At 33.4% G+C, this 25,732-nt stretch carries 25 protein-coding genes; 14 read left to right on the top strand and 11 right to left on the bottom strand.

The window, feature by feature from the left end:
• Nucleotides 1-12 precede the first annotated feature (12 nt).
• Entirely contained in the window at nucleotides 13-1,536 is a 1,524-nt protein-coding gene (gene nadB / locus ACJ6WR_RS20975) for an L-aspartate oxidase (protein WP_409416388.1), read from the top strand.
• Nucleotides 1,537-1,599: 63 nt separating this feature from the next.
• On the opposite strand, the gene ACJ6WR_RS20970 is transcribed toward nadB, so the two are convergent.
• From ACJ6WR_RS20970 to ACJ6WR_RS20950, 5 genes are all read right to left on the bottom strand, one after another.
• Nucleotides 1,600-2,760, bottom strand: coding sequence for an FAD-dependent oxidoreductase (locus ACJ6WR_RS20970; RefSeq protein ID WP_409416387.1), 1,161 nt, complete (start codon nucleotides 2,758-2,760; stop codon nucleotides 1,600-1,602).
• 30 nt (nucleotides 2,761-2,790) lie between these two features.
• Complete coding sequence (locus tag ACJ6WR_RS20965; protein ID WP_409416386.1) at nucleotides 2,791-3,558, bottom strand: DUF6597 domain-containing transcriptional factor; 768 nt, start codon at nucleotides 3,556-3,558, stop codon at nucleotides 2,791-2,793.
• A gap of 298 nt (nucleotides 3,559-3,856) precedes the next feature.
• Complete coding sequence (locus ACJ6WR_RS20960) at nucleotides 3,857-5,137, bottom strand: MFS transporter (protein WP_409416385.1); 1,281 nt, start codon at nucleotides 5,135-5,137, stop codon at nucleotides 3,857-3,859.
• Nucleotides 5,138-5,159: 22 nt separating this feature from the next.
• On the bottom strand, nucleotides 5,160-5,387 hold the full coding sequence (locus tag ACJ6WR_RS20955; RefSeq protein ID WP_039119484.1) for a hypothetical protein: 228 nt from the start codon (nucleotides 5,385-5,387) through the stop codon (nucleotides 5,160-5,162).
• A 9-nt stretch (nucleotides 5,388-5,396) separates the two neighbouring features.
• Complete coding sequence (locus ACJ6WR_RS20950; protein ID WP_039115701.1) at nucleotides 5,397-5,993, bottom strand: TetR/AcrR family transcriptional regulator; 597 nt, start codon at nucleotides 5,991-5,993, stop codon at nucleotides 5,397-5,399.
• Between the two features lie 341 nt (nucleotides 5,994-6,334).
• On the opposite strand from ACJ6WR_RS20950, the gene ACJ6WR_RS20945 reads away from it, so the two are divergent.
• The 7 genes from ACJ6WR_RS20945 to ACJ6WR_RS20915 all read left to right on the top strand — a co-directional run bounded on the left by ACJ6WR_RS20945 (nucleotide 6,335) and on the right by ACJ6WR_RS20915 (nucleotide 12,733).
• The gene (locus tag ACJ6WR_RS20945) at nucleotides 6,335-7,066 is read left to right on the top strand and encodes a YggS family pyridoxal phosphate-dependent enzyme (protein ID WP_409416384.1); all 732 of its coding nucleotides are present in this window, start codon (nucleotides 6,335-6,337) and stop codon (nucleotides 7,064-7,066) included.
• A 31-nt stretch (nucleotides 7,067-7,097) separates the two neighbouring features.
• A complete protein-coding gene (locus tag ACJ6WR_RS20940; protein ID WP_409416383.1) occupies nucleotides 7,098-7,811 on the top strand; it encodes an AAA family ATPase in 714 nt (237 codons plus the stop codon).
• A gap of 359 nt (nucleotides 7,812-8,170) precedes the next feature.
• Nucleotides 8,171-8,470 carry an ArsR/SmtB family transcription factor gene (locus ACJ6WR_RS20935; protein WP_039119480.1) on the top strand — a complete coding sequence of 100 codons (300 nt, stop codon included), beginning with the start codon at nucleotides 8,171-8,173 and terminating at the stop codon, nucleotides 8,468-8,470.
• Between the two features lie 11 nt (nucleotides 8,471-8,481).
• A complete protein-coding gene (locus ACJ6WR_RS20930; RefSeq protein WP_409416382.1) occupies nucleotides 8,482-9,588 on the top strand; it encodes an NADH:flavin oxidoreductase in 1,107 nt (368 codons plus the stop codon).
• Nucleotides 9,589-10,088: 500 nt separating this feature from the next.
• Nucleotides 10,089-10,826 (top strand): DsbA family oxidoreductase, encoded by a 738-nt coding sequence (locus ACJ6WR_RS20925; protein ID WP_409416381.1) that lies wholly within the window; start codon nucleotides 10,089-10,091, stop codon nucleotides 10,824-10,826.
• A gap of 165 nt (nucleotides 10,827-10,991) precedes the next feature.
• The gene (locus ACJ6WR_RS20920) at nucleotides 10,992-12,272 is read left to right on the top strand and encodes an acetyl-CoA C-acetyltransferase (RefSeq protein WP_409416380.1); all 1,281 of its coding nucleotides are present in this window, start codon (nucleotides 10,992-10,994) and stop codon (nucleotides 12,270-12,272) included.
• 5 nt (nucleotides 12,273-12,277) lie between these two features.
• Nucleotides 12,278-12,733, top strand: a complete 456-nt coding sequence (locus ACJ6WR_RS20915; protein ID WP_409416379.1) for a DoxX family membrane protein — start codon at nucleotides 12,278-12,280, stop codon at nucleotides 12,731-12,733.
• A gap of 1 nt (nucleotide 12,734) precedes the next feature.
• Here ACJ6WR_RS20915 and ACJ6WR_RS20910 read toward each other — a convergent pair whose 3' ends face one another.
• Nucleotides 12,735-13,649: an EamA family transporter gene (locus tag ACJ6WR_RS20910; RefSeq protein WP_323491254.1), complete on the bottom strand. Its 915-nt coding sequence runs from the start codon at nucleotides 13,647-13,649 to the stop codon at nucleotides 12,735-12,737.
• Nucleotides 13,650-13,754: 105 nt separating this feature from the next.
• Between ACJ6WR_RS20910 and ACJ6WR_RS20905 the strand changes: the two genes are divergently transcribed.
• The 4 genes from ACJ6WR_RS20905 (at nucleotide 13,755) to ACJ6WR_RS20890 (ending at nucleotide 17,082) form a co-directional block, all read left to right on the top strand.
• Entirely contained in the window at nucleotides 13,755-15,176 is a 1,422-nt protein-coding gene (locus tag ACJ6WR_RS20905) for a PLP-dependent aminotransferase family protein (protein WP_409416378.1), read from the top strand.
• 422 nt (nucleotides 15,177-15,598) lie between these two features.
• Nucleotides 15,599-16,180 carry a TetR/AcrR family transcriptional regulator gene (locus tag ACJ6WR_RS20900; RefSeq protein ID WP_409416377.1) on the top strand — a complete coding sequence of 194 codons (582 nt, stop codon included), beginning with the start codon at nucleotides 15,599-15,601 and terminating at the stop codon, nucleotides 16,178-16,180.
• A 55-nt stretch (nucleotides 16,181-16,235) separates the two neighbouring features.
• Nucleotides 16,236-16,721, top strand: coding sequence for an acyl-CoA thioesterase (locus ACJ6WR_RS20895; RefSeq protein WP_039115715.1), 486 nt, complete (start codon nucleotides 16,236-16,238; stop codon nucleotides 16,719-16,721).
• Nucleotides 16,714-17,082 (top strand): nuclear transport factor 2 family protein, encoded by a 369-nt coding sequence (locus ACJ6WR_RS20890; protein WP_409416376.1) that lies wholly within the window; start codon nucleotides 16,714-16,716, stop codon nucleotides 17,080-17,082. The genes ACJ6WR_RS20895 and ACJ6WR_RS20890 overlap by 8 nt, the downstream gene beginning before the upstream one ends.
• 337 nt (nucleotides 17,083-17,419) lie before the next feature.
• Here the strand turns inward: ACJ6WR_RS20890 and ACJ6WR_RS20885 are convergent, their stop codons facing one another.
• The gene (locus tag ACJ6WR_RS20885) at nucleotides 17,420-19,678 is read right to left on the bottom strand and encodes an acyl-CoA dehydrogenase (protein ID WP_409416375.1); all 2,259 of its coding nucleotides are present in this window, start codon (nucleotides 19,676-19,678) and stop codon (nucleotides 17,420-17,422) included.
• A gap of 194 nt (nucleotides 19,679-19,872) precedes the next feature.
• Between ACJ6WR_RS20885 and ACJ6WR_RS20880 the strand changes: the two genes are divergently transcribed.
• Entirely contained in the window at nucleotides 19,873-20,625 is a 753-nt protein-coding gene (locus tag ACJ6WR_RS20880) for a porin family protein (RefSeq protein ID WP_039115845.1), read from the top strand.
• Nucleotides 20,626-20,787: 162 nt separating this feature from the next.
• Here the strand turns inward: ACJ6WR_RS20880 and ACJ6WR_RS20875 are convergent, their stop codons facing one another.
• Together ACJ6WR_RS20875 and ACJ6WR_RS20870 are read right to left on the bottom strand one after the other, a co-directional pair.
• Nucleotides 20,788-21,576 carry an SDR family NAD(P)-dependent oxidoreductase gene (locus tag ACJ6WR_RS20875; protein ID WP_409416374.1) on the bottom strand — a complete coding sequence of 263 codons (789 nt, stop codon included), beginning with the start codon at nucleotides 21,574-21,576 and terminating at the stop codon, nucleotides 20,788-20,790.
• Between the two features lie 61 nt (nucleotides 21,577-21,637).
• Nucleotides 21,638-22,210 (bottom strand): Crp/Fnr family transcriptional regulator, encoded by a 573-nt coding sequence (locus ACJ6WR_RS20870; RefSeq protein WP_409416373.1) that lies wholly within the window; start codon nucleotides 22,208-22,210, stop codon nucleotides 21,638-21,640.
• A 164-nt stretch (nucleotides 22,211-22,374) separates the two neighbouring features.
• Between ACJ6WR_RS20870 and ACJ6WR_RS20865 the strand changes: the two genes are divergently transcribed.
• Nucleotides 22,375-22,683, top strand: coding sequence for a hypothetical protein (locus tag ACJ6WR_RS20865; protein ID WP_323491258.1), 309 nt, complete (start codon nucleotides 22,375-22,377; stop codon nucleotides 22,681-22,683).
• A 300-nt stretch (nucleotides 22,684-22,983) separates the two neighbouring features.
• Here the strand turns inward: ACJ6WR_RS20865 and ACJ6WR_RS20860 are convergent, their stop codons facing one another.
• Together ACJ6WR_RS20860 and ACJ6WR_RS20855 are read right to left on the bottom strand one after the other, a co-directional pair.
• Nucleotides 22,984-24,243 carry a BamA/TamA family outer membrane protein gene (locus ACJ6WR_RS20860; RefSeq protein ID WP_409416372.1) on the bottom strand — a complete coding sequence of 420 codons (1,260 nt, stop codon included), beginning with the start codon at nucleotides 24,241-24,243 and terminating at the stop codon, nucleotides 22,984-22,986.
• Between the two features lie 30 nt (nucleotides 24,244-24,273).
• A complete protein-coding gene (locus ACJ6WR_RS20855) occupies nucleotides 24,274-25,731 on the bottom strand; it encodes a DUF1254 domain-containing protein (protein WP_409416371.1) in 1,458 nt (485 codons plus the stop codon).
• Nucleotide 25,732 lies beyond the last annotated feature (1 nt).

Raw genomic sequence — 25,732 nt, 5'->3', positions numbered from 1 at the left:
AAGCTTATCATCATGAAAAATACTGACATACTTATAATTGGTTCTGGAGTGGCAGGTTTATTTTTTGCAATAAAAATAGCGAAAAAACGTCCCGAATTATCGATTACGATCATGACCAAAGAAAAAGCTAAAAACTCCAATACACAATTAGCGCAAGGAGGAATTGCAGTTGTTACCGATAGTATCGAAGATAGTTTTGAGCAACACATTCAGGACACCTTAAAATCTGGTGGAGGTTCATGTGATGAGGAAATTGTAAAAATGGTAATACATCAGGCGCCAGAAAGATTAGGTGAACTTATTGATATTGGTGTTTCTTTTGATAAAAATAAATCCGGAATCTGGAATTTAGGTTTAGAAGGCGGACATTCTCAACATCGCATTTTACATCATAAAGATATATCTGGGGCAGAAATCGAAAAAAAACTAATTGATACCATAAATCAATTATCTAATATTACCGTATTAGAAAATCATTTGGTTATAGATATAAATACTAAAAACAATAAAGGAAATCCTTATGCTACAGGAGCTTTTTATTGTGACAAAGTCAATGACAGAATAAAATACATACAAGCTAAAACCATTGTTTTAAGCACTGGAGGATGTGGACAAATTTTTAAAAACACTACAAATCCCGAAATTGCAACAGGTGATGGAATCGCAATTGCATCACGAGCCGGAGCCTTAATAAAGGATATGCAATACATACAGTTTCATCCAACGGCATTATACGAAGAAGATAAAAATCCATTTTTTTTAATTTCTGAAGCTGTAAGAGGTTTTGGAGCGCATATCGTTAATGAAGATCAAAAACGTTTTATATTTAAAGATGATATTCGCGGAGAATTAGCTACAAGAGATATTGTTTCTCAAGCTATAAGCAAAGAAATAGAAACATCTGGAAAACCGTATGTTTATTTAGATTGCAGACATTTGGAATTAGAAGAATTCTATGCTCATTTTCCTTCCATCACAGATTACTGCAAGAAAATCGGATTAAATCCTAAAACAGACTTAATTCCTATTGTACCCGTTGCGCATTATCAATGTGGAGGAATAAATGTCGATAAGAACTCAGAAACAAATATAAAAAACTTGTACGCTATAGGCGAATGCTCCAGAACGGGATTACATGGGAAAAACAGATTAGCTTCAAATTCTTTATTAGAAGCTTTAGTTTTTGCACATCAAGCTTCAAAACATATTGATAGTATTATTGATGAAATAGCATTTTCTCCAAAAAAATCTATGATAGGCTTTAATGAACCTTTGGTTAAAACCAATTCTAATAATTTTATAAAGCTTAAAAAAGAACTTCAAACAATGATGACTCATTTTTACGCTAACAAAGATGCTGATTTTGAAAAAATAATAGACGAAATAGAATCGATGAAAATGAAAACTGTAGCATTGTTATTTAAAAAACAAAAACTAACAACACAACTCGTAGAATTTACAAATATGCTTACAGTTGCAAAAATTGTTATCGAGGATCATAAAGAACAAATTATTGAAAATATCTCGAGTTATTAAAACTCGAGATATTTTACTTGACATAGAATTAATAACTATCTGAAAATTATTAAGAATCACTAATTAATGCTCCACTTCATCAACACCATTAAACATATTTATCAGTTTGGTAATAGGATCGTCAGAATGCATCATTTCAGTAGAATCCAGAGTGATTTTTGTAATCTCCGAAGCTCTTTTGCACATTTGCTTTTCGTAAGCGGCAATTGCTGCCTGAACGTTTGGGAAGTTATCACCAGAAAGAACCTCAGCTAATTCAAAAGCATCTTGCATTGCCATATTTACACCTTCTCCTGCATAAGGCGGCATACGATGTGCAGCATCACCTAACATTGTAAGATTTGGCAAAGCATCCCATTGCTGATCTAGCGGGAAATGATATTGTGGTCTGGGAATAATCGACATTTCATCACTTTCGAATAATTCCTGCCAAACTGGATCCCATGAACCAAATTCTTTTTTAAACCATTGGTAAACCTGGTCTTTATTTGAGAAATCAATACTACTATCACGAACCCAAAATTCATCGACTTTACTACCTGTATAAAAAGATAGTGTTCCATCCCCTTTCATGCTTAAAATCAATGTTTTTTGGTCGCCAAAAGCAAATAATTTTCCACCATTTACAAGCTTAAACAATTTTGGAGCATTTTTTTCAGAATCATAAATGTTTCCTTCCACAATTGTAACACCCGAGTATATTGGTTTTATCGAGTTAATGTGAGGTCTTATTTTTGAGTTCGCTCCATCGGCTGCGATTACAATATCAGCTTCTGCTTTTGAACCATTTTTGAATGTTAATTCCCAACCCTCATTTTTTGGATCCATCGAAAGAAACTGACTGTCCCAAACCACAGTATCGGGTTGTAAAGAATCTAGAAGTATATTTCGTAATGGGCCACGATCTATTTCTGGACGATTCTCTTCATAATCATCAGCAGAATGCGTATCCATTGCAATATTCAGGTTTTTATCTAGAATACGCAATTTACCTGCTTCAGGACGATGATTGGCATAAAATGCGTCTATTAATCCTGCTCGGCGAAGTGCTTCTAATCCTGATTCTTCATGAAGGTCTAGAGTTGCTCCCTGAACTCTAACATCCGAATTAAAATCTCTCTCATATACTTTTACTTCTGCGCCTTTAAGTTGCAAAAGTCTTGCTAATGTTAAACCTCCTGGTCCTCCACCTACAATTGCTATTTTTTTATTTTTAATCAACATAACTCAATTCTTTAATTTTATAAGACAAAATTATTTCTTCTTGAGTGTCGATAATTGTATAAATCGGTCGTTTATATTCTTGTTCAGTTCCTTAGGAGTTACACCCGAGAATTTCTTGATGTTTTTTATAAAATGAGCCTGATCCGTAAAGTTTTGTTCAGGAAAAAGTTTGCCTTCTTTTATTTGTTGAAATGTAGCTCTAAAACGAAGAATGGTACAATACGCTTTTAATGATATTCCAAACCGTTGATTAAAGTATCGATTGATTTGTCGGCTGTTCCAATGAATTGTTTCGGCAATTTCAGCAATCGTAATTTCACCATTTGAATTATATATTAAATCAAATAATTTTCTCTTACGTTCGTCAATTTCATGATTCAGAATACTCAGGAATTTCGAAGAAAGTAAATCACAAAATCCTTCAAAATTCTCAAAGTTATCAATTGAAATTCCAAAATAATCTGAAGGTAAATTATAAGCAGTATCTATTAAAACAGGGAATTTATCTTTAAAAAGATATTCGATAGCCAATAGTTTAAAACTAACTGCAAACATAGCTGTCTTTGGAGCAAGCACTGCTCGTGAAGGCTCAAAATCGACTCCCAAAAGTGTAATATCATCTTTATCTTCAAAAGAAAATATAAGATCTATTCTCCCATCTGGCAGAATCACAATTTGTTTTTCCTGATCAGAAACATTCGAAAGCATCCAAAAACTTTCAACATAGTTAGACAACGGGAAACCAGGTTTCATTTCCCGATAGTCTATATCTAGTATTTCTTGATTAGTTTTATTCAATTTTTTTTTTACCATTAAGGCATTAAGACAAATTAAGCTTTATTTTTTTTTTGCCACAGATTAAAAGGATTATAAAGATTTTTTCACCATTAAGTAATTAAGAAAAATTAAGCTAAACCTTAATGGTGAAACTTTGTGACCTTTGCGTTAACCCTTGCGTACTTAGCGGTTAAATCTTAATCCCTTAATGGTAAAACTTTTTAGCCACAGCTCCTAAACTTTGCATTCTTTGCGTAAACCCTAGCGTACTTTGCGGTTAAATCTTAATCCCTTAATGGTTAAATCTTATCTCACAGACTTAAACACTTTCTGTTTCAATTACAACCTTCACTCCTGCATCTACAGCCTTACCTTTTGATTTAACCAATTGGTTTACTCTCCAAATAAAGAATATCGAACAAAGTGTTACTGCCGAAATTACATATCCCAGAATATCGTAATTCTCTAGCGGTGATGTCTTACTCTCTTGGTGTACAATAAATCCAGCACAAACTGCTGCAATGCCTCCTGCAATTTGTTGCATTGATGAAGTAATAGACATATAGGCTCCACGATCTTTCATATCTGGAATTCCAGTATTAAGTGTTGTCGATGGAATCATACGACTCATGATACCCATAAACAAAATCATATTGATTACCACTACTTCCCATAAAGGAATTGGCCCCAGATTGGTATAAATTAATATCATAATAATCGATAGTATTGACCCTGCGGTAAACAACCAAAACTTACTAACTCTGTCGCTTAATTTCCCCACAAGTGGCATGATAAAAAGTACCGAAAGACCTGTAAAGAAAAAGACCATTGGTAACTCTAATTGGCTAATATGAATGTTATTTACTAAGAAAGAACTTCCAAAAGGCTGCAACATAAATCCGCCTATAGATAAGAATGCAATTGCCGCAAAACCAACCTGATAGTTCTTATTACTTAAAGTATGCCATAAATGTAAAAAAGGGCTTTTATCCGACTGTAATTTAAGATGTTCGGTAACTGGTTTCATCTTGATTACAATTGTAACAAGTATAAGAATTCCTAGTCCTGCAATCATCAAAAAAGCGGAATGCCAACCCCAATGATTTGCAAAATAAATACCTACCGGAATCCCTAAAATTTGGCTTGAAGCAAAAGCCATTTGGATAAATCCCATCACACGACCACGCTGATGAATTACAAATAAATCGGTCACAATTGCCAAAGAAACGGATCCAATTACGCCTCCAAAAAGACCTGTTACAATTCTGGCAGAAAGTAACAACGCATAGTTAGTTGCTAAGGCACAACAAACTGTACCAATAATAAATCCTGTGTAAAAGAAAACAAGCAGTTTTTTTCGGTCAAACTTGTCGGCAAAACCAGCTGCAAGCAATCCTGAAGTACCCGCACTAAATGCATAAGCCGAAACTGTAAATCCAAAATTTGCGGTAGTCATATCTAGATTTTTCATTAGGATATCTCCAAGTGGAGAAAGAACCATAAAATCTAGTATAACCGTAAATTGTAAAAGTGCCAATAAGGCGATAATATATTTTTGATAAGAAGAAAAGGGTGGGATTTCTAATTTTGTTTTTTCCATTATAATATTTGTATTTTTTTGATTAATTTAATTCCTGGCATTCATGTCCAAGATCATTAATAATATTAATTATTGTTTTAACTGTAAGTGTTTCCGAAACAATGCGCAGCACATAATCAACATCATCGGTATCAACACTCCATTGCAGAATATCTGCGTGATTGTTTAGTGTTTTAGTCACCTTACAATCGGTACATAGTTGTTCTATGTTAGTTTTAAAAATATAGATTTTATCTAAATCTGTTTCCATAGTATAATTTTATGGTTTTAATGCTCTTATAGCAGCCCCAAAGGCTTCTTTCATCATGTCTTGAGTAAGCTTAAATGGCTTCCCTCCCATGCTTTTTCCTTCATTATGAAAATTCAACAAAGTATATAAAGGACCGTAAGCAATACTCCAAAAAACTTCAAATTGCATTGGCACTAGTTCCTTATTATGCAATGAATTTTCAATAAATTGTTTCATGATTATTCTAAAATCAGAGAATTTGGTTGTAGAGTTTAATATATCCTCAGCATGTGGGGATTGTTTAATTACTTCAAAGAATGCAACCTTCTTTGGATACTTAAATGTAAATGCAGCTCGGTTTTGCCATTGTATCCATAAACCTTCCTCAAATGGCATATCTGGCGAAAAATTCTCTATGGTGGATGTAAAGAATTCTATCGCAATTTCTGCCCCAATTTTTTTAATCAAATCATCTTTGTCTTTGTAATAAATATAGAGAGTCGCCACAGAAATATTACAAGCCTTCGCTAGCTTATTCATACTGAAGCCCTGAAAGCCATCCTGAACAATTAACTCAATCGCATTTGTAACAACTAACTTTTCTTTATCTATATCTCTTACTCTCATAATTTGGAAATTTTTAGCAAATATAAAACATTAAATGAATGAGCGTTCTTTTATTAATATTTTTTTCAGTTGAAAAGTAAAATTAATACAAGTCTTTTACTGTAGATCTGCAATTAACAGCAAAGAACGCAAGGGGTTACGCAAAGGACGCAAGGATTTACAATCAGTGCCAAAAAGGGTTAACCATTAAGACATTAAGTTTCATTAAGGATTAAGCTTAATTTTTCTTAATATCTTAATGGTAAAAAAAATAGTCACTCAGAACCTTCAAAAAAACTGGACCATAAGCAAAACTTAAAACTGGATTATCGTCATCATCCACAACTACTTACCTTTGTATTATGAAAGATATGATAATTTCCAATTTAAAACAGGTTCATGAGCGCATCGAAAATGCCTGTAAACTATCTGGTAGAAATGTATCAGATGTTCAGTTATTATTAGCAACCAAAACCGTTCCCGCCGATAAAATACGCATAGCTATTGAAGCTGGTGAAACTCTTATTGGCGAGAACAAAATGCAAGAACTGCGAGATAAAGATTCAGGATTACAAGGATTAGATATCAAACGTCATTTTATTGGTCACTTACAAACCAACAAAATAAAAGATGTTCTAAAATATGTAACTTGTATTCAGTCTTTGGACAGACTTAGCTTGGCTGAAGAACTTCACAAGCAATTACAAAACCAAGGAAGAAATCTAGATGTTTTTATACAAGTAAACACCTCATACGAAGAAAGTAAATTTGGGCTTCCGCCAAAAGACGTTGTTTCTTTTATCAGAGAAATAAAGAAATACAACACCCTAAATATTAAAGGTTTAATGACTATTGGTTTATTAGATGTAGAAAAAGAGAAAATGCAGCCATCACTTAGTTTACTCAGACAAATAAGAGATGAGATTTATGCAGAAGAAATTGAAGGTATTACCGAATTAAAACTTTCTATGGGAATGTCTCAAGATCTGGAATTGGCTATAGCCGAAGGTTCTAATATAGTTAGAGTTGGAACATCTATCTTCGGAAATCGATTTTTAGGAAAAGAAATCTGGAATGAGAATATTGCAGAATAAGACTTAATTTTGCATCAAATAAATAATTGAGATGAATCTATACGAACTTACCGTAAACGATACCGAGAAAATTGCCTTGAATGATTTGCTTTTTAGCGAAGAAAACAAAGCCGCTTTAGAACAAATAATAAAAGAACATCGCTATCTTGATGAATTAAAAAAATATAATCTTAAAGTAGATAATAAAATATTCCTGCACGGGCATACTGGCTGCGGAAAAACAACCACTGCCAAAGCAATTGCAACGGCTTTAAACAAAAATATTGTCATCATAAATCTGAGCACATTAATCAATGCGCGAATTGGAGAAACTTCCAAAAACATAAAAGCAATATTTGATAAAGCCATTCGTGAAAAGGCAGTTTTATTCCTAGATGAATTTGACCAAATAGGAAAAAGTCGTGAAAGCGATGATAAAGATGTGGGCGAAATGCGTCGTTTGGTAAACACAATTATTCAGTTAATTGATTATTTCCCAGATGATAGTTTGCTAATTTGCGCAACAAACCATTATAATATCATAGATACGGCTTTATTGAGAAGGTTTCAGATAAGACTGAAATTTGAAATGCCAGACGAGAACGAATTGGATATATACTATGATAAACTATTAGCATCTTTCCCATCGCATCTACAGGAAATAGTGCGTAAGTATAAAATTTCTTATGCCGAAGCAAAAGATTATATCAACACTACAATGAAAAAACAAATCATTGAAGAATTAGAGCTTCAGAAATTATTTTAAACATATAAGCGATATAAGTTAATATAAGCATGACCATCAACGTTAGACTTAACTGAACTTATATCTCTTATATGGTTATTTTTTTTGCAACAATCTCAAGTTTGAATAATGACTTATGCCGAAAACCAAGGATTTCATTAATATTTCTTCACAGAAAAAAACAAGATTATCTCCTGTTCAATTAAGACAATTCATTAACACGTTGGCGTTTTAAAGCCTCTATAAAACTCCCAAAAAGCCCAAAATACCTCACTATAGCACTGACTAACAAACAGTTCAATTTACCTCTTCTATCTTAAAGTTTTGCTAAAAAAATTTCTCAATATTGGCATATCGGAAAAAGTCGATACATTTGCATCATGGAACATATCGAAATTTTTAAAGCATTATCTAATAAGTCCAGACTACAAATGTTGGAATGGCTAAAAGACCCCGAACTAAACTTTCCTGGTCAAGAACCTTATGGTTTTGAGCATGGCGTATGTGTGGGACAAATACAAGCCAAAGCTGGACTTACGCAATCGACTGTTTCCGAATATTTATCTATTCTTCAGCGTGCAGGATTCATTGAATCTACACGTGTTGGACAATGGACTTACTACAAACGCAATGAAAAAACATTTGTAGAACTAAGCAAAATAATTGAATTTAATTTATAAAAAACATTGATATGAGTACAAATAGTCTATTTACGCCTTTTAAATTAAAGACGTTAGATCTTAAAAATAGAATAGTAATGGCGCCTATGACGCGTTCATTTTCTCCTAACGGAATCCCTACAGATGATGTAGCAAACTATTACCAAAAAAGAGCCGAAGGTGAAGTAGGTTTAATTTTATCTGAAGGAACTGTTATAAACAGACCTTCATCGTCTAATGATGCAAATGTTCCTCACTTTCATGGTGATGAAGCACTTGCAGGATGGAAAAAAGTAATTGATGGTGTTCATACAGTTGGCGGAAAAATGGGACCACAAATTTGGCACATGGGTATTATGGATAACCACCATTCAGGTTGGGTTCCTCCAGTTCCTTTTGAAGGGCCATCTGGATTAAACCGCCCAGGTTTTAGCAATGGCAACACCATGACTACAAAAGATATCGAAGATACAATTCTTGCATTTGGTCAGGCTGCTGCAGATGCAAAGAGATTAGGTTTTGACTGTGTCGAAATTCACGGTGCTCATGATTACCTTATCGATCAATTTTTCTGGGATGCAACAAACCACAGAACCGATGCTTACGGTGGAAAAACTCTTGCAGAACGTACTCGTTTTGCTGTAGAAGTAATTAAAGAAGTTAGAAAACAAGTAGGAGAAGATTTTGCAATTATCATCAGACTTTCACAATTTAAACCTGCTGATTACACTTATAAATTGGCTAAAAACGCACTAGAAATGGAAGCTTGGCTTGCTCCTCTAGTTGATGCTGGTGTAGATATTTTACACTGTTCACAACGTCGTTTTTGGGAACCAGAATTTGAAGGTAGCGATCTAAACTTTGCTGGATGGGCAAAAAAAATAACAGGTTTACCTACAATCACTGTAGGTTCTGTAGGTCTTTCTAGTGATTTCTTTGGTGCATTTGCAGGCGAAAGCTCTCAACCAACATCTTTAGATGAATTAACAAGACGTATGGACAGAGGAGATTTTGACCTTGTTGCTGTTGGAAGACCATTACTTTCTGACCCAAATTGGGTTGCTAAAATTAAAGCAGGAAAAACCGAAGAACTAAAAGGCTTTAGTAAAGAAGCTCTAGGTCAATTGGTTATTGAATAATTTTTTTAAGGCTCTGAGAAACAAAGGTTCTAAGGCACTAAGAAACTGAGAATAAACATTTATTTAACCATAGATTAAAGGATTTTTTACCATTAAGTAATAAAGAAAAATTAAGCTCAATCCTTAATGAAACTTAATGCCTTAATGGTTAAACTTTTTTTGATACTGATAATAAATATTTTTCACCATTAAGAAATAAAGAGAAAATTAAGCTTAATCCTTAATGAAACTTAATGCCTTAATGGTTAAACTTTTTTGACACTGATTGTAAAACTTTGCGCTCTTTGCGTAAACCCTTGCGCTCTTTGCGGTTAATTTTCAGTCACAGATTAAAGGATTTTTTACCATTAAGTCATTAAGAAAAATTAAGCTTAATCCTTAATAAAGCTTAATGCCTTAATGGTTAAACTTTTTTAACCTACAGATGATAAAACTTTGCGAACTTTGCGTAAATCATTGTGCTCTTTGCGGTTAAGTACAAAATATTAAAATAAAATACAATGGAAATAATAGGAACACCTAAAATGAAAGTAGAAGTTTGGAGCGACATCATGTGTCCGTTTTGCTACATTGGAAAACGAAATTATGAAACGGCTCTTAGCAAATTTGCAGATAATAAAGACATCGAAATTGTTTGGAAAAGTTTTCAGCTTGACCCAAACATTCCAGAGCATTTTGATAAAAAAGAAAATGTTTACGAATATCTTGCCAACAGAAAAGGAATTAGCTACGAGGATTCAGTAAGAATGCACCAAGGAGTTGTTCAAACTGCAAAAAACGCAGGATTAGAATATAACTTTGATAATGCTGTTGTTGCAAACTCTTTCAACGCACACCGAATGATTCAACTGGCAAAAACAAAAGGACTTGGTGATCAAGCCGAAGAACGTTTGTTTTATGCTTATTTCACAGAAGGAAAAAACTTTGGAGATCCAAAAGTTTTAGAAGAATTAGGAAAAGATATTGGTTTAACTACCGAAGATGTAAAACTATCTTTAACAGATAATCAATATGCCGATAAAGTAAAAGGCGATGTTCAGGAAGCTCAAGAACTTGGGATAAATGGAGTTCCGTTTTTTATCTTTAATCGCAAATATGCTATTAATGGCGCACAAGCTCCTGAAACATTTTTGCAAACATTAGAAAAATCATTCACAGAATGGAGAAAAGATAATCCTGCTACAAAATTGGATATAATCGACGGTCAGTCTTGTACTCCCGATGGAAATTGTAAGTAAAAACAATTTAGCTAAAAATCATATAAATAAGTCTTCAGTTTTAAATCAAAGCTGGAGACTTATTATTTTATAGAGAAGGCAATACTTTTAAATCTAATTCATTAAATTTATTCTTCTAAAGTAAAACTTCAACTTTGATCTTTTCATTTAAATAAAATTCTAAATATGAATAATAGTGATAAAATAAGAAAAGTTGCCATTGTAGGATACAACAGAATTCCTTTTGCAAGAGCAAATACTGCTTACGCAAAAGTAGGAAATCAAGATATGATGATTGCTGCTCTTAACGGATTAATAGAGAAACACAAGCTACAAGGAAAACTACTTGGCGAAGTTGCTGGTGGTGCAGTTATCAAACATACATACGACAGTAATCTTATAAGAGAATGTGTAATGAAAACGGCTCTTGATCCTGCTACTCCCGCTTGCGATTTGCAACAAGCATGCGATACAGGAATAGAAAGTGCCATTTATATAGCCAATAAAATAGCACTCGGGCAAATTGAATCTGGAATAGCTGGTGGAGTTGACTCTATAAGTGATATACCCATGGCGGTAAGCGAAAATTTGAGAAAGATATTGCTTGATGCGCGAAAAGAGAAATCATTAGGAGGCAAAATAAAACAGTTTTTTAAACTTCGTCCAAAAGATTTTACTCCTTTAGTTCCTAGAAACGAAGAATCTCAAACGGGACTTTCTATGGGCGGACATACTGAAATTACAGCCAAATACTATAAAATTTCAAGAGAAGACCAAGACAATCTGGCGCTAGAAAGTCATTTGAATATGGCAAAGGCTTATGACGAAGGTTTTTTTGATGATATGATTACTCCTTTTCAAGGACTTAATAAAGACAATAATTTAAGAAGAGATAGTACTATAGAAAAACTAGCAAAGCTTCCTCCTGCATTTGATAAAGTAAATGGAACACTTACGGCTGGTAACTCTACTCCTCTTACCGATGGTGCGTCTTGCATACTTTTGGCAAGTGAAGAATGGGCGAAAGAACAAGGTCTTCCTATCCTCGCCTATATTACTTTTGCTGAAGTTGCCGCCATCGAATATGTAAAAAAACAACAGAATCTTTTATTAGCTCCTTTATTTGCTGCAAGCAGAATGCTCGATAAAGCTGGACTAACGCTACAGGATTTTGATTATTATGAAATTCACGAAGCATTTGCAGCACAAGTTTTAGCATCATTAAAAATTTGGGAAAGTCCAGAACTCAGCAAAGAAATAGGATTAAAGAAATCTCTTGGTGCAATCGACAGAAATAAACTTAATGTAAAAGGAAGTAGTCTTGCTGCAGCACATCCTTTTGCCGCTACTGGCGGAAGAATAATTGGTGTAATGGCAAAACTACTTAACGAGAAAGGTTCAGGAAGGGGCTTTATATCTATTTGTGCAGCTGGCGGACAAGGAATAACAATGATTATTGAAAAATAAAACAAATGAAAAACACACAACAAATTGCTCAAATATTCTTAAGACTGGCTTTAGGAATTGGTTTTATATTACCTGTAATGGATCGTTTAGGAATGCTTGGCGCTCCGGGAGAACCAAATGTTGGTTGGGGAAATTGGGCTAATTTTGTAGATTATACCAACTCCTTAATGCCTTATCTCAATCATGATATTGCCAACGTTATGGGAATCATTGCAACGCTGGCAGAGGTTTTATTTGGCGTGCTACTAATTATTGGTTTTAAGACCAAATTATCTGCTTATGGTAGCTTTGCATTAACGTTATCTTTTGCTTTAAGCATGCTTCTTTTTGCTGGATATAGAGCGCCATTTAATTATTCGGTATTTACAGCAAGTGCAGCTTCTTTGTTATTAGCTTCAATTCCTGTTTATAATTGGAGTATCGACAAATTACTATCTAAAATGAAATTAATCGTTTTATAAATTAACTGCACTTTGTCATTGGAATCTCTTTTTGTTTATTTTTAAAAAGATGATGTGAATTAAAAACAAGTACCGAGATAAAAATTATTCCGTACGATAAAATTTGCAACGGTCCGCTTTGCTCATGATAAACAAAAGTTGCCAAACCAAAAGCAATCATAGGATTAATATTTAGCAACATTCCCACTGTAGATGAGTTAAGACCTGTAAGTGCAAATAAGTTTAGTAATAATGGAAAAATAGTGAAGCCCAAAGCAATTATTTCGATACATAGATAAAAGTTAAACTCCGTTGGAATTGGTCCGCTGTATGCAGGAAAAAATGGCAATAAAAACAATGCCGATAAAGTGATATGAAAAGTAAGTACGATAAATTTATCAAATCCAATATTTACTCTTTGGCTAACTAAATAACTCGCATAAGTCAGACCTATTACGATACTAAAAACCATATCCATAATATTAGCATACGATAAAAGCAAACAACCAGTAACGCTTAACCCTACTGATACCCATTGTGTTTTAGAAAGTTTTTCATGCAAAATAAAATAAGCCAACAATGTAGTTAAGATTGGGCAAACTAAGTAAGCAAGTGATGTTGCCTTAACGCTCACATGATTCATTACATAAATAAATGTAAACCAGTTGGCTGTTAAAAATATACTTCCACCAATATTTAATAAAATCGTTTTACGCTTTTTTGAGAGTGGTAATGCTTTAAAAGTTTCGATTGCATCTTTTACTCTTTTTCGTTTAAAAACAAAAGTTATCAGCAACAATAATATACTACAACTAAAAACGCGGTAGAACAAAATGTCTAAAGAAGCATAAGAATGTATTGGTTTTAATACCAGACTAAAAAAACCCCAGATTGTATATGCCGTAATGGCTGCCAAGTAATATTTTGTGCTTTTCATGGGAACTTTTATTTACATTTTGTAATACAGCAAATTTCTAGAAAATAAAATAGCAATACAGATACAGTTTTATTAAATTGCAGCGCAACAGTTATCATTTTTAAAATGAAAAATACCAACTATTTATATTTACAATTTGCCGATCGTATTGAGAAACAGATAAAAGCAGGTCTTTTTAATGTTGGCGATAAACTTCCATCAATACGAGAAGTATGTGCTGAAACTGGATACAGTATGAGTACAGTAAGCAAGGCATATTACGAAATGGAAAGCCGTTCTCTTATAGAATCCAGACCACAATCTGGTTATTATGTAAGTAACATTTCGGCAAGAGCAATTGCTGAACCTACACCAAGTAGCCCGATAATAAGTTGTGCCAATATCGAACGGGAAGATTTAATAGACCTTGTTTATGGCAGTATGATGGATAAAAATGTAACTATGCTTTCTTTAGGATTTCCATCTAATGAGCTACTTCCTATTACTAAATTAAACAAAGGAATGATTCAAGCCATGCGACAATCACCTAATAGTGGTACTTGCTATGATGAATTACAGGGAAATCTTAATCTAAGGAAAGAAATTGCCAGATGGTCATTTACCTGGGGAGGCACATTAACCGAAGATGATGTAATTACAACATCTGGTTGCATAGGAGCTATATCGCATTGTTTAATGACATTGACTAAACCTGGCGATACTATTATTACAGAAAGTCCTGTTTATTTTGGAATCTTACAACTGGCAAAATCATTGGGTTTATATATAATGGAATTGCCTACTAACATGACGACAGGAATAGAACTTGACGCTCTGAAAAAAGCACTTGCAACCAAAAAAATTACCCTTTGTTTATTAATGAGCAACTTTAGTAATCCATCGGGAAGCATGATGCCTGTGGAGCATAAAAAAGAAGTGGTTCGATTAATGGAGTATTATAATGTACCGCTTATTGAGGATGATATTTATGGTGATATGTATTTTGGAACTAGCAGACCAACCAATTGTAAAACTTATGACGAAAGCGGAATCGTACTTTGTTGCAACTCTGTATCTAAATCTCTTGCTCCTGGTTATCGTGTAGGATGGGTTTCGCCTGGAAAGTTTAAAAAAGAAATATTACGTACCAAGCTTTATCACACCGTATCTGCTACCACTATTACACACGAAGTAGTTGCTGATTTCCTCAAAAATGGAAGATATGAAAATCATCTTCGAAAAATACGCCAAATTTTGCATCACAATAGTATCAATTATATCAATACCATTCTGGAATCTTTCCCTGCAGGAACCAAAGTGAGTCAGCCACAAGGAGGATTTTTTCTTTGGTTAGAATTAGATAAAAAAATTGATACTGCCGTGTTTTATCAAATAGCCATGAAACATAATATTAGCATTGCACCGGGAAGAATTTTTACTTTTCAGGACCAATTTTGTAACTGCATGCGATTAAGTTTTGGGTTACCGTGGAGTAATGAACTACGACAATCTATACAAACATTGGGTATGTTGGTTAGTAAAATGTAGATTAAAATATTAACCGTAAAGTTTGCAAAGATTTAAATTAGTGCAAAAATTCTAAACCATTAAGACATTAAGTATCATTAAGAGTTAAGTTTAATTTTCTTTATTTCTTAATGGTGAAAAAAAACTGTAGCAAAAATTTAACCGCAAAGGTCACAAAGGCTTACGCAAAGGTCGCAAAGTTTAAATCTGTAGTAAAAAGTCTAACCATTAAGTTCGCAAAGGTTTTAAAAATCCGTTTTTATCCGCTTCTTTGCTTTAACAAATCAGTATCATCCGCGTTCCTTTGTAGGCAATACTTGCTAGTAAACAGCTCCTAAAATAATATTTCTAAAACTTTTATTAAAAAAATTAATTCCTCACATACCGATTGGTATTTATTTATTATTTTTGCTTTATAATTTATTCGAAAATCAATCAGCCCCATGAATACTTCGGAATTTATACTAGACAAAGTTGCTCCTATTTTTAACAAACAGGGATATATTGGTACGAGTTTATCGGATATTACTAATGCAACTGGACTGACAAAAGGAGCAATTTATTGTAATTTTGCAAATAAAGAAGATTTGGCTCTAAAGGCATTCCAACTTAATGTAAGTGTAGCTATAATACCATTATTTAAACTAATTGCTACCACAGAAGGCAGTATTAATAAATTGTACACAATAACCAATTATCATCGTAGTTATTATGATCTGGTAAAAGACAGAGGTGGCTGCCCTATGCTAAGAGTTGGAATTGATACAAAATTTGTTAATCCGTTATTGTTCAAAGCAGCCGAAAAACTATCTCAAAAGTTTATTTATGGATTAACAGATATTCTAAACGAAGGAATTGAGTCGAATGAAATCACCCAAAATATTGATGTAAAAAAATATGCTCAAATAATTTTATCTCTAATCGAGGGAAGTTCGCTTTTATCGTTTACCCATAATGACGAAACCTACATAAACAATGCAATGGATTGTATTGATAACATAATAATAGAAACTATTAAAAAGTAAAAAAAAAATTAACTCCCTATATACCAATTGGTATGCAGTGTAATTTTAAAAGAAAATGGAAAAAGTATTAAAGACAAAAAGAAAAATCAGATTTCAGGATTGTGACCCATTCAATCATTTAAACAACTCAAAATATCTAGAATATTTTATTAATGCCCGCGAAGACCAAATCGCTGAGCATTATGGATTAGATATCTTTAAACTCATGAAAACATCAGCTTTAAGTTGGGTGGTTGCATCTAACCAAATAAGCTACATGAGACCAGCATTTACAATGGAAACTGTTGTTATAGATTCGCAATTAATTCAATATACTGATAACGTATTATTGGTAGAAATGAAAATGTGGAACGAAGACGAAACGGAACTAAAAGCTGTTCTTTGGATTAAATTTATTCATTACAGTTTTCAAACAAAAAAAGTAGCAAATCATGCTGATGATTTAATGCGTTTATTCCAAGCAGTTGTAGTTCCTGTAGAACAAACTGTTTTTGAAAATCGTTATATGGAAATAATAAAGAAGCTGAAAGAACATGCCTAAATTAGAAACTGTAGAGCAATTTATCTCGATGGTAGAAGCCAACGAGCATGATAAAGCGATCGAAAGATTTTATACCGAAGATGCATCTATGCAAGAAAACCAAGCGGAACCTCGTGTTGGTAGAGATTTTCTTGTTGCCAATGAGAAAAATGTACTTTTGAGAGTAAAATCATTAGTTTCTAAATGTATTCGTCCTGTTTTTATCAATGGTGATTTTGTAGTCATTCAATGGTATTTCAAATTTGAATGGAAAGATGGAACTTCTACGGAAATCGAAGAAATGACGCTTCAAAACTGGGAAGGAGAACTCATAAAGAAGGAACAGTTTTTTTATGATCCAAAACAATTCATCCCTGTTTAACAGTTTTACTAAACATAAATTTTGATACGATTTATTTAAACCATTAAGAGATTAAGAAAAGTTAAGTTTTTAATCTCTTAATGGTTTGTTTTTTTCTTACCGTTCAACACAAACTTGTCATTTCGAAATAGCATTAGATTATGCGCCCTTTGACTCCGCTCAGGGTGACAAAATTGTGTTAGTTTCTTGCGGAGACCCTTCGTGCCTCAGGGTGACAAGATTGTCGAGTTCCTTGCGTTGACCCTTCGACTCCGCTCTGGGTGACAAGATTGAGTATAATCTGTGTGCAATTATACACAGCTATATAAATTAATAATCAACAACTGATAATTAACAATTACTTTAAGATTGGCGCAGCAAGACAACTTTCGGGAATATCAAATGCATTTACCAAAGCAACAGCATCGGGTCTTATATCCCAACAAAGCTGGTTAACCATTTTACGAATTGCTTTTGTTTTTACCGCTTCCATATATCCATCTTCAAGATACCAACCTTTATTTTTTTCGATTTGAGCGAGTGCATACAAATGGCACAATTTCGATAGAATCTCTTTAACGTTTGTATCTTTAACTGTTTCAATTGCAATTTGAAACTGCTCCAAAACGATTCTTTCCAAATATGCCTGAGCAACATCTATCATTTGGTGTTGCACCACATTAAACGCATCATAAGGCTCGAGTCCGCTATCGATAAGTTTTTTTATTCGCTTTGCAGCAGATGCTAAAGTCGTTTTTTCTCTATGCTGAAAAGCTAATAAATGAAATTCATTGTCAAGCAAATGAGCATCTTCTGTTTTTCTAGTCGCAATTGGATTTTTTTCAGAAATAGCCGTTTTCGCATTTTCAAAAACATAATTTACGATTCCCAATGCTCCCATTTCGCCAAATGATTTCCTGAATTCAGATAAGCGATTTTTTGCAACCAATTGCATTAAAACTGTATTATCACCTTCAAAAGTGGTGTAAATTTCAGTATCATTTTTTAAGGCATCGATTCTGTTTTCAGATAAATATCCTTTCCCTCCACAAGCTTCACGACATTCTTGCAAAATATCTCTTGTGCTCCAAGTTGAGTATGATTTCATTCCTGCTGCAAGTGCTTCAATTTCCTGCATTTCGGATTCTTTCTTATTCAGGAATCGATTCGTAAGGTATTGCAAAGCAAAATGTACTGCATAGGTTTTTGCTAGTTGCGGAATCAAACGACGTTGATGCATACGATAATTTAAAATCGGAACTTCCGATCCTCCTTCTGGTCCAAATTGTCGGCGTTGATCACTATATCTAATTGTTATTGCCAGTCCAGATTTGGCTGCAGCCAATGCCGAACGCGGAATTCCGATACGTCCGCCAACTAATGTTCCAAGCATGGTAAAAAAACGACGGTTATCACTCGGAATCGGACTTTCGAATTCTCCCTTTTCATTTACCGAAGCAAATCTATCCAGCATATTCTCTTTTGGGATAATCACATTATCAAAACTTATTGTTCCGTTATCCACCCCATTCAATCCCATTTTATGTCCACAATCTCCAATTGTAACACCTTTTATATTTGTACCGTTTGTGTCTCTTAAAGGCACTACAAATGCGTTTACACCATAATCAACTTCATTGATGATTAGTTTTGCAAAAACAGTTGCCATTTGTCCGTGTACAGCTGCATTACCAATATATTCTTTTTGTGCGTTTTTGTTCGGCGTACGAATTGTAAATGTTTGATCGTTGTGATTGTAAGTTGCTGTAGTTTCAAGCCCTTTTACATTCGAACCATGATGTGTTTCGGTCATGGCAAAACAACCAGGTAATTTGAGTGAACCTATATCTTTTAAATATTTACTATAATGTTTCTCTGTTCCCAATGATTGTACGCTCATTCCCCAAAGTCCAAATTGTACACCAAATTTTATTACCAAGCTTAAATCGTGATAACTCAGGGTTTCCATAATAGCAAAATAATCAGCGATATTTTCTCCTCCGCCATATTGCTTTGGATACGCCATATTACCAAAATTTTCTTTAGCAAGGATTTTACACCAATCATATACTTTTGCACGATACACATTAATATCTGTAGAAGTTTCATAAGCAAATTCAGGTTTACTAATAACCGTTTTTACTCTTTTTATAATTGCCGCTTGTTCTCCATCCAGAATCTCTGTTAGTTTTGTAGAATCAAAACTGCTTTCTGTTTTATAATTTGAAGTCAGAGAAGTTGCTGTTTTTTTGAAAGTACCAATGGCTTCCTGTCCAAAAACTCCAAGATCATTTTCTAATTTTGTAAAAACAGGTTCTAGCTCTTTAAGATTTTTATCATCTCCCGAAAGGGCAACAACAATATCGTATATAGATTTAACAGACTGTTTATCCTGAATACTTTTCTCTATTTCTAGTTTCCAACTAGTAAGTTGTTCTCTTGATGGTGGTACCGAAATATCTATTTTAGAAAGCAATTCTTCTCTCTCTTCTTTGGTAAGCCAGTTTTGTGAGCGAATAAATTCTTGCAACGTAACGAACTCTTTTTGGGTTAAAAGATCATCCGACCAAACAAGGTAAAAAAGAGGTATAAAGGATTTGAGTCTTGAGTTTTCCATAGTAATCTTATTTTTTAACTTTTGTTAAATTAAAGAATTTTGTTAACTAAAGTACGTTAAGGATGTCATAATTAATTTTATTTAGTGATTTATATGAAATGTTAAAGAAATAATTCTGTGTGAGAAATAGTTTATTTTGTATCTTCGTTAATCAGGTGATGCTCAGTACTATTTTAAACTTCAACAAAGATTTTATGAAAAAAAGTATTCTATTGCTTATTACATTCTTTTTCGTATCTACCTCTTATTCTCAAGTTTTAATTTCTATGGTGTTTGGAGACAAACTAAACTCTCCTTTTCTTGAGTTTGGTCTGGAAGGTGGTGTTAATTTATCAACCATTTCTAATCAGGAAACCACTGGTTCGAACATCGGGTTTAACCTTGGTTTTTATTTTGATATCCATTTGAAAAAAAGTCTAAACTGGATGGTAAATACTGGAGTTATTGTAAAATCTCCAATGGGAGCTCATGGTATACCAGTGTATTCTTTAGAAAACGAAACCTTAGATAATACTTTTGAAGGTGGATATGTGGATAGAGAAATTCGTTATTTTAATGTCCCGATTTTAATTAAATATAAATTTGACAACAATATTTATGTCAAAGCTGGCCCTCAATTTGGGCTACTAAGTAAAGCTTTTGATAGATTTAGAAACAAAATTGACGGTGATAACGTAATCTACAAAAACGATATTAAAGATCAGGTACGTGTCATAGATGCTGGTGTCGCCCTTGGTTTAGGATATCGTATAACTGCAGGAAATGGTATAAATGTTGGGATGCAATATTATTATGGTTTGGTTCCTGTAATGAAAGGAGATGGACCTAACCAATACAATCGTTCTCTTTATTTAACGGCTGCATTCCCAATAGGAAAAGGTAAAGCTGCCAAAAGAGCCGCTGAGAAAAAAGCACTCGAAGAAAAAAATGGCATTCAATCTAAATGATTTTGGTGAAATACAAAATGTAATTAATTGTGTAAATTAAATTGTTCTTTATATTTTATAATATGAATATAATCAAACACTAATTGCACCAATTATCAAGAACTGATTCGTGATAATTGGCGCAATTTGCGGCGAAAAACAATTTGATATTAGCTTTAGAATTTATCCATTTACTTTAGCATTCATCATTTTGCTAACAATATTAATCACTGCTTTTCTAGGTAATAATCTTGGCAAAAATGATTGTAAATAGTTTGTAGTACCAACTATTTTAAAGCTTTTGTTTTTTAATAATGCCGAGATTCCTTGTTTGGCAACTGTTTCTGGAGTATTTGCAGCCATTCCTTTAGTATTTGCTTTTGCGACTGATTGAAATCCTGTAGTAGTATTCCCTGGGCAAAGTGCTGTAATCGTTACTCCTCTTTTAGAATATTCGCCATATAATGCCTCTGAGAAATCCAATACAAATGATTTACTTGCACAATATGTTGCAACATAAGGACATGGTTGTAATGCTCCAGTCGAAGCTACATTTATGATTCCGCAATCCCCTTTTTTCAGCATATCTGGTAATACGAGATGGCATAATTTTACAAGAGCATTAATATTAATTTCAATCATTTCGTCATAATCTTCCATACTTTCGTCAAGAAAATTTACCCATTTACCAAATCCTGCATTATTTACCAATAAATCTACCGACAATCCGGCTTGTTTTATTTGATTATACAATTTCTGTGGAGTATCTTTTTGCAAAAGATCACCAGTAAATACATTCACTTGCACGTTATGTTCTTTTGAAATTTTATGAGCTAGAATTTGTAGTTTATCTTCTGATCTGGCTGTTATGATAAGATTTGCTCCTTGCTTTGCTAATTCATAAGCAAATGCTTCGCCAATACCAGATGAAGCTCCAGTGATAAGTGCGGTTTTGTTTTTTAGTGTTTTCATTTCTTTAATTATTATCTGATACAAAATTCAGTAATAACCAAAGCAATCTACTTAACGTATGTTAGGAAATTATCTGTTTCCTAATTCGGCTTAAACTCTCTGGTTTAATTCCTATAAACGACGCTATATATTGTAGTGGAACATTTTGGATCATAGCAGGATTATCTTTTACTATTTTTAGATAACGCTGTTCTGCTGATAAAGCAACAATATCATTGGTTCTTTGTTCATTATAAATTAAAGATTTCTCGTAAATGATTCTAGCAAAATCTGCCCACTTTTGGCTTTTATTGCATAATACATCAAAATCCTTTTTTGTAATTCGTAATACTTCGCACGCAGTTATACATTCGATATTATCTACAGCAAGAGTTCCTGTTACAAAACTATTAAAAGAAGTAATAAATCCCGAAGGACAATTAATATGTGTTGTAACTTGATTGCCATTCTGGTTATAAAAAACTCTAATAAAACCCGAGTTAATAAAGTATAAATACCGAGCTACTTTACTCTCATTTTCTAAAATTTCTCCTTTACTACAACTTACTGGCTCAAAGAAATTTTCGACCAATATAACATCTGAATTATCGATAGCAATAATCTCTGCTACAAGCTCAAGTAGTTTTGTGTACATGAATTACATTGGTTTAATAAGTTCCTGCAAAGCTACAAACTCTTTCTGAGTTAAAAGATTATTAAAGCTTCAAAGGTTTTTTTAAGGTGCAAAAGGACAAAGGTTACTTTTACTCTAAAAAAATAGAATATATTAGTATCTCTAAATAATTAAACCCTAAAATTATGAAAACAGATTTTTATACTAAATTCATATTAACTGTAATTGCAGTATGTCTGACTATTTTAACGTTACAAAATGTAGACATTATTCCGAAAGCATATGCTATTGAGAAAAATGATAATCTAAATGTACTAGCTACAAAAAATTATGGTTTAGTTCCTGTAAATGCAAATGGTACTATTGATGTAAATATTAAATCCTGCGCTCCAAATTTAAACGTTAATGTAAACAATAAGGTCGATGTAAATATTGATAAAGTTGGTGGCGGTTATGTTTCTAGTGGCGGTCCGATTCCTGTGAAGATAAAGTAGGTTTCTTTTAAGGTGCAGAGGTGCAAAGGTTCTGAGGTACTAAGGTTTCTCTCTTAAGGTACAAAGTTGCAGAGGTTCTGAGGTACTAAGGTTTCGAACACTTATGGCGGGACGCTCGCACTAGCACAGAGAGATAGCAATTGCAAATAACATGTTATAAACATTGCCAACGGTTTCAACCGTTGGAGCGCAATACATTATCTCAATCTATATCACACGGTTGAAACCGTGGGCTATAAGTTTCTGAGCAATTCTAAATTATCAATTGTCAACTATCAATTATCATTTGTTAATTATCAATTAAAAAGTTTCTCCTGCATTAAGATAGAATCCTTTTGAGCTTCGTCCCCAAGCATAATCAACAATAAGGTTTGTGCGGGTTGCTTTATCTATTAAAATACGTAAACCAACTCCTATTGCTGGCTGTACGTATTGAAAAAGTTTTTCGTTGGTACCTGAATTACTTGCTGTTGTAAAATTTGTAAACACAGTACCACTAAACATTTGGTTGCAAGTTATAGGAAATCTAAACTCTGTAGATAAATATACTAAGTTGGATCCTCTAAATAATCCTTGTGTATACCCTTCTCCGCTCCTACTACGCTGATCCCATCCTATTGCGGGTAAATTTAGGTAAGGAACTTTTCCGCTTGTTACAAACTGCCCATATGCCCAAAATGCTAAGATATAACGTTCGTTTGTTTTACTTAGCGGAATAAATTGTCTGTATTCCGTATATAATACATTACTATTTCGCTGATTATTGAATAGATCCGGATTTATTCGATAATTAAAATTCGCAAATATTCCATGCGTTGCATTTACCTGATTATCTCTGGAATCATAGACGAGATTTAGACTAAAACCATTTACAAAATATTCTAAATCATTAAATCCATTTTCCTGACTATAATTGTAATGATAGGTATATTGCCCGTTGGCAACATCGAGGTTGTAATCTTTTATCGAAGCATACCAATCAATATCGATTCCTGCTCCTACATAAAAATTCTTTTTTACTTCCCATGACATCGCCTGATGGAATTTAAAATAATTATAATCCATAGGCTGAGCCAACGCATCAATATCAAAATCTGCATCTTGATTATTACCCGGAATAATCGATGTTCCTAACCCGTAATTTGGCTGAGAAAAAACATATAATCTATAATCTCCGTTTAGATATATTTTATTGCCTTTTAATAAAACACTATTCTTTGCATTAATAAGTAATTGCTTTTTTGTAGTGTACGTTACTCCCAAATTTATAATCGAATATTTATCTTCAAGTTCTTTGCCTTTAAATGTATATTGAGCAACTCCCCCAAACATAAATCCTGTAGCTGGTTGCGAACCAATTACAGGAATTACGAGAAAAAAACTGTTTTTAGCAGGTTTTTGATCCTTCAGTGTATCTTTCTTTTTGAATAGGTCAAAGAATGTTTTAGGCTCGCAAACTTCTTTTTCGTTTTGTGCAATCGTACTATTTTGCATGAATATAACCAACAATATTATTGTCGTTTTAGTGAAGTATTTTTTCTTTCTAAAGAGTATATTCATCTACAAATATCATTTTGTTCCTAAAACTAATTATTCAACTGTTGCTACTACATCTGTTGCTGGTACAATTGGAACTATTTTTTTAATTGCTGGTATCTCCCATTTGCCTTTTAGCATTTGTTCATTTGGAGAATATACGCGCAATACGATATTAAAATCTCCTGATGATACTGGCAACCAATTACTTTCTCTGATTTTCCCTGGATATGATCTCTGAAAATAGATATCTATTGAACCATCTGCGTTTCTAATTAACTTATCACGATTACCTATCGTAAAACGATTCATCGGATTGCCTGCCGCGAATAATCCTTTAGAGTCATAGGCTGTTAATGACCAGAAAGCATTTGCCAATGGAACCTGTTCTTTATTAAAGTGAATTGTATATTTATTAGCGCCATTAAGTTTTTCACCATCTTCGTCATTTATACAAAATGAGTAAATTAAATCTTGCGGAAGATTAATTTCTAATCCTGAGTATGCAACCTCGGCTCTGCGTTTATAATCGGTTCCAAATACTCCTATTTTTGTATCTATTGGACTCCATCCATTTTCGAGCTTTGGTGGCGATTTAATGTCTTTATCTAAGTCTCCTAATATTTTCTCCGGAAGTCCTCTTAAAGCAGCTTGTACTGAACTATTAAAGGAACTTAAATTGAATTTTGTTCCTGGTTTAATTCCTATCGTTGCAAGCAATTTTATTGTTTCGGCATCTGCTTCTTTTGGCGGATTATTTGCCATTAACTGATTTACATAATTAAAAAACTCTCCGATAGGTATTTTCGAAACAATTTCTGTTGGCGTACCTTTTGGTACCGATGAATCGATTTTTCCTATTGGTGCAATATAATCTGCTCCCCAACTACTTAAAGGTATAAGTTTGTATAAGCGTTGTAGTTTGTAAACCTTTAGTCCATCGACATAACTATTCATCTGGATTCTGCTAATAACACGAACTATATTGGTTGGTGATTTAATCTCCTCCATTCCTATAGGAACAGGCTCATTAGATTTTGGTCCTGTTATTAAAAAATTTGCCGCAGTTGTTCCTGTTGTTCTTTTGCCCACAGAGGAGAATACATTTGTATAAGCATCCTCCATAGAAAGTTGGTAATATCTACCATATGTATCTGGAACAGAAAGCACCACAGGCCCTTTGCCTAAATCTAGCCAAGCTGATGAATAATAGGTGTCGGCATTAGGATATAAACCATTTTTAAGGGTTGCATCAGGAAACGCCGATTTATGACTAAACTGGTTCATGGGTGCTACTACATTATTTGGCACCTCAGTATTAGTTAATTGTCTTCGGGTAATATCCATTATTACTAATGGTAATCCATATAAATAGGCTGCTTCAGCTGCTTCTATGATGGTATTATCATCGGCAACAGCAACTGTTTCTTTTGCCTTTCCCTCTTTTTTTTCCTCTTTCTTGCATGCTATAAATAAGCAAATTATAAAAAGTGTAATAGTAAAGTTTTTCATA

This window comes from Flavobacterium sp. PS2, from assembly GCF_046250155.1.
GTDB lineage: Bacteria > Bacteroidota > Bacteroidia > Flavobacteriales > Flavobacteriaceae > Flavobacterium.
The sequence above is the reverse complement of the archived record's forward strand: the minus strand, read 5'-3'. Positions and strand labels throughout refer to the sequence as shown.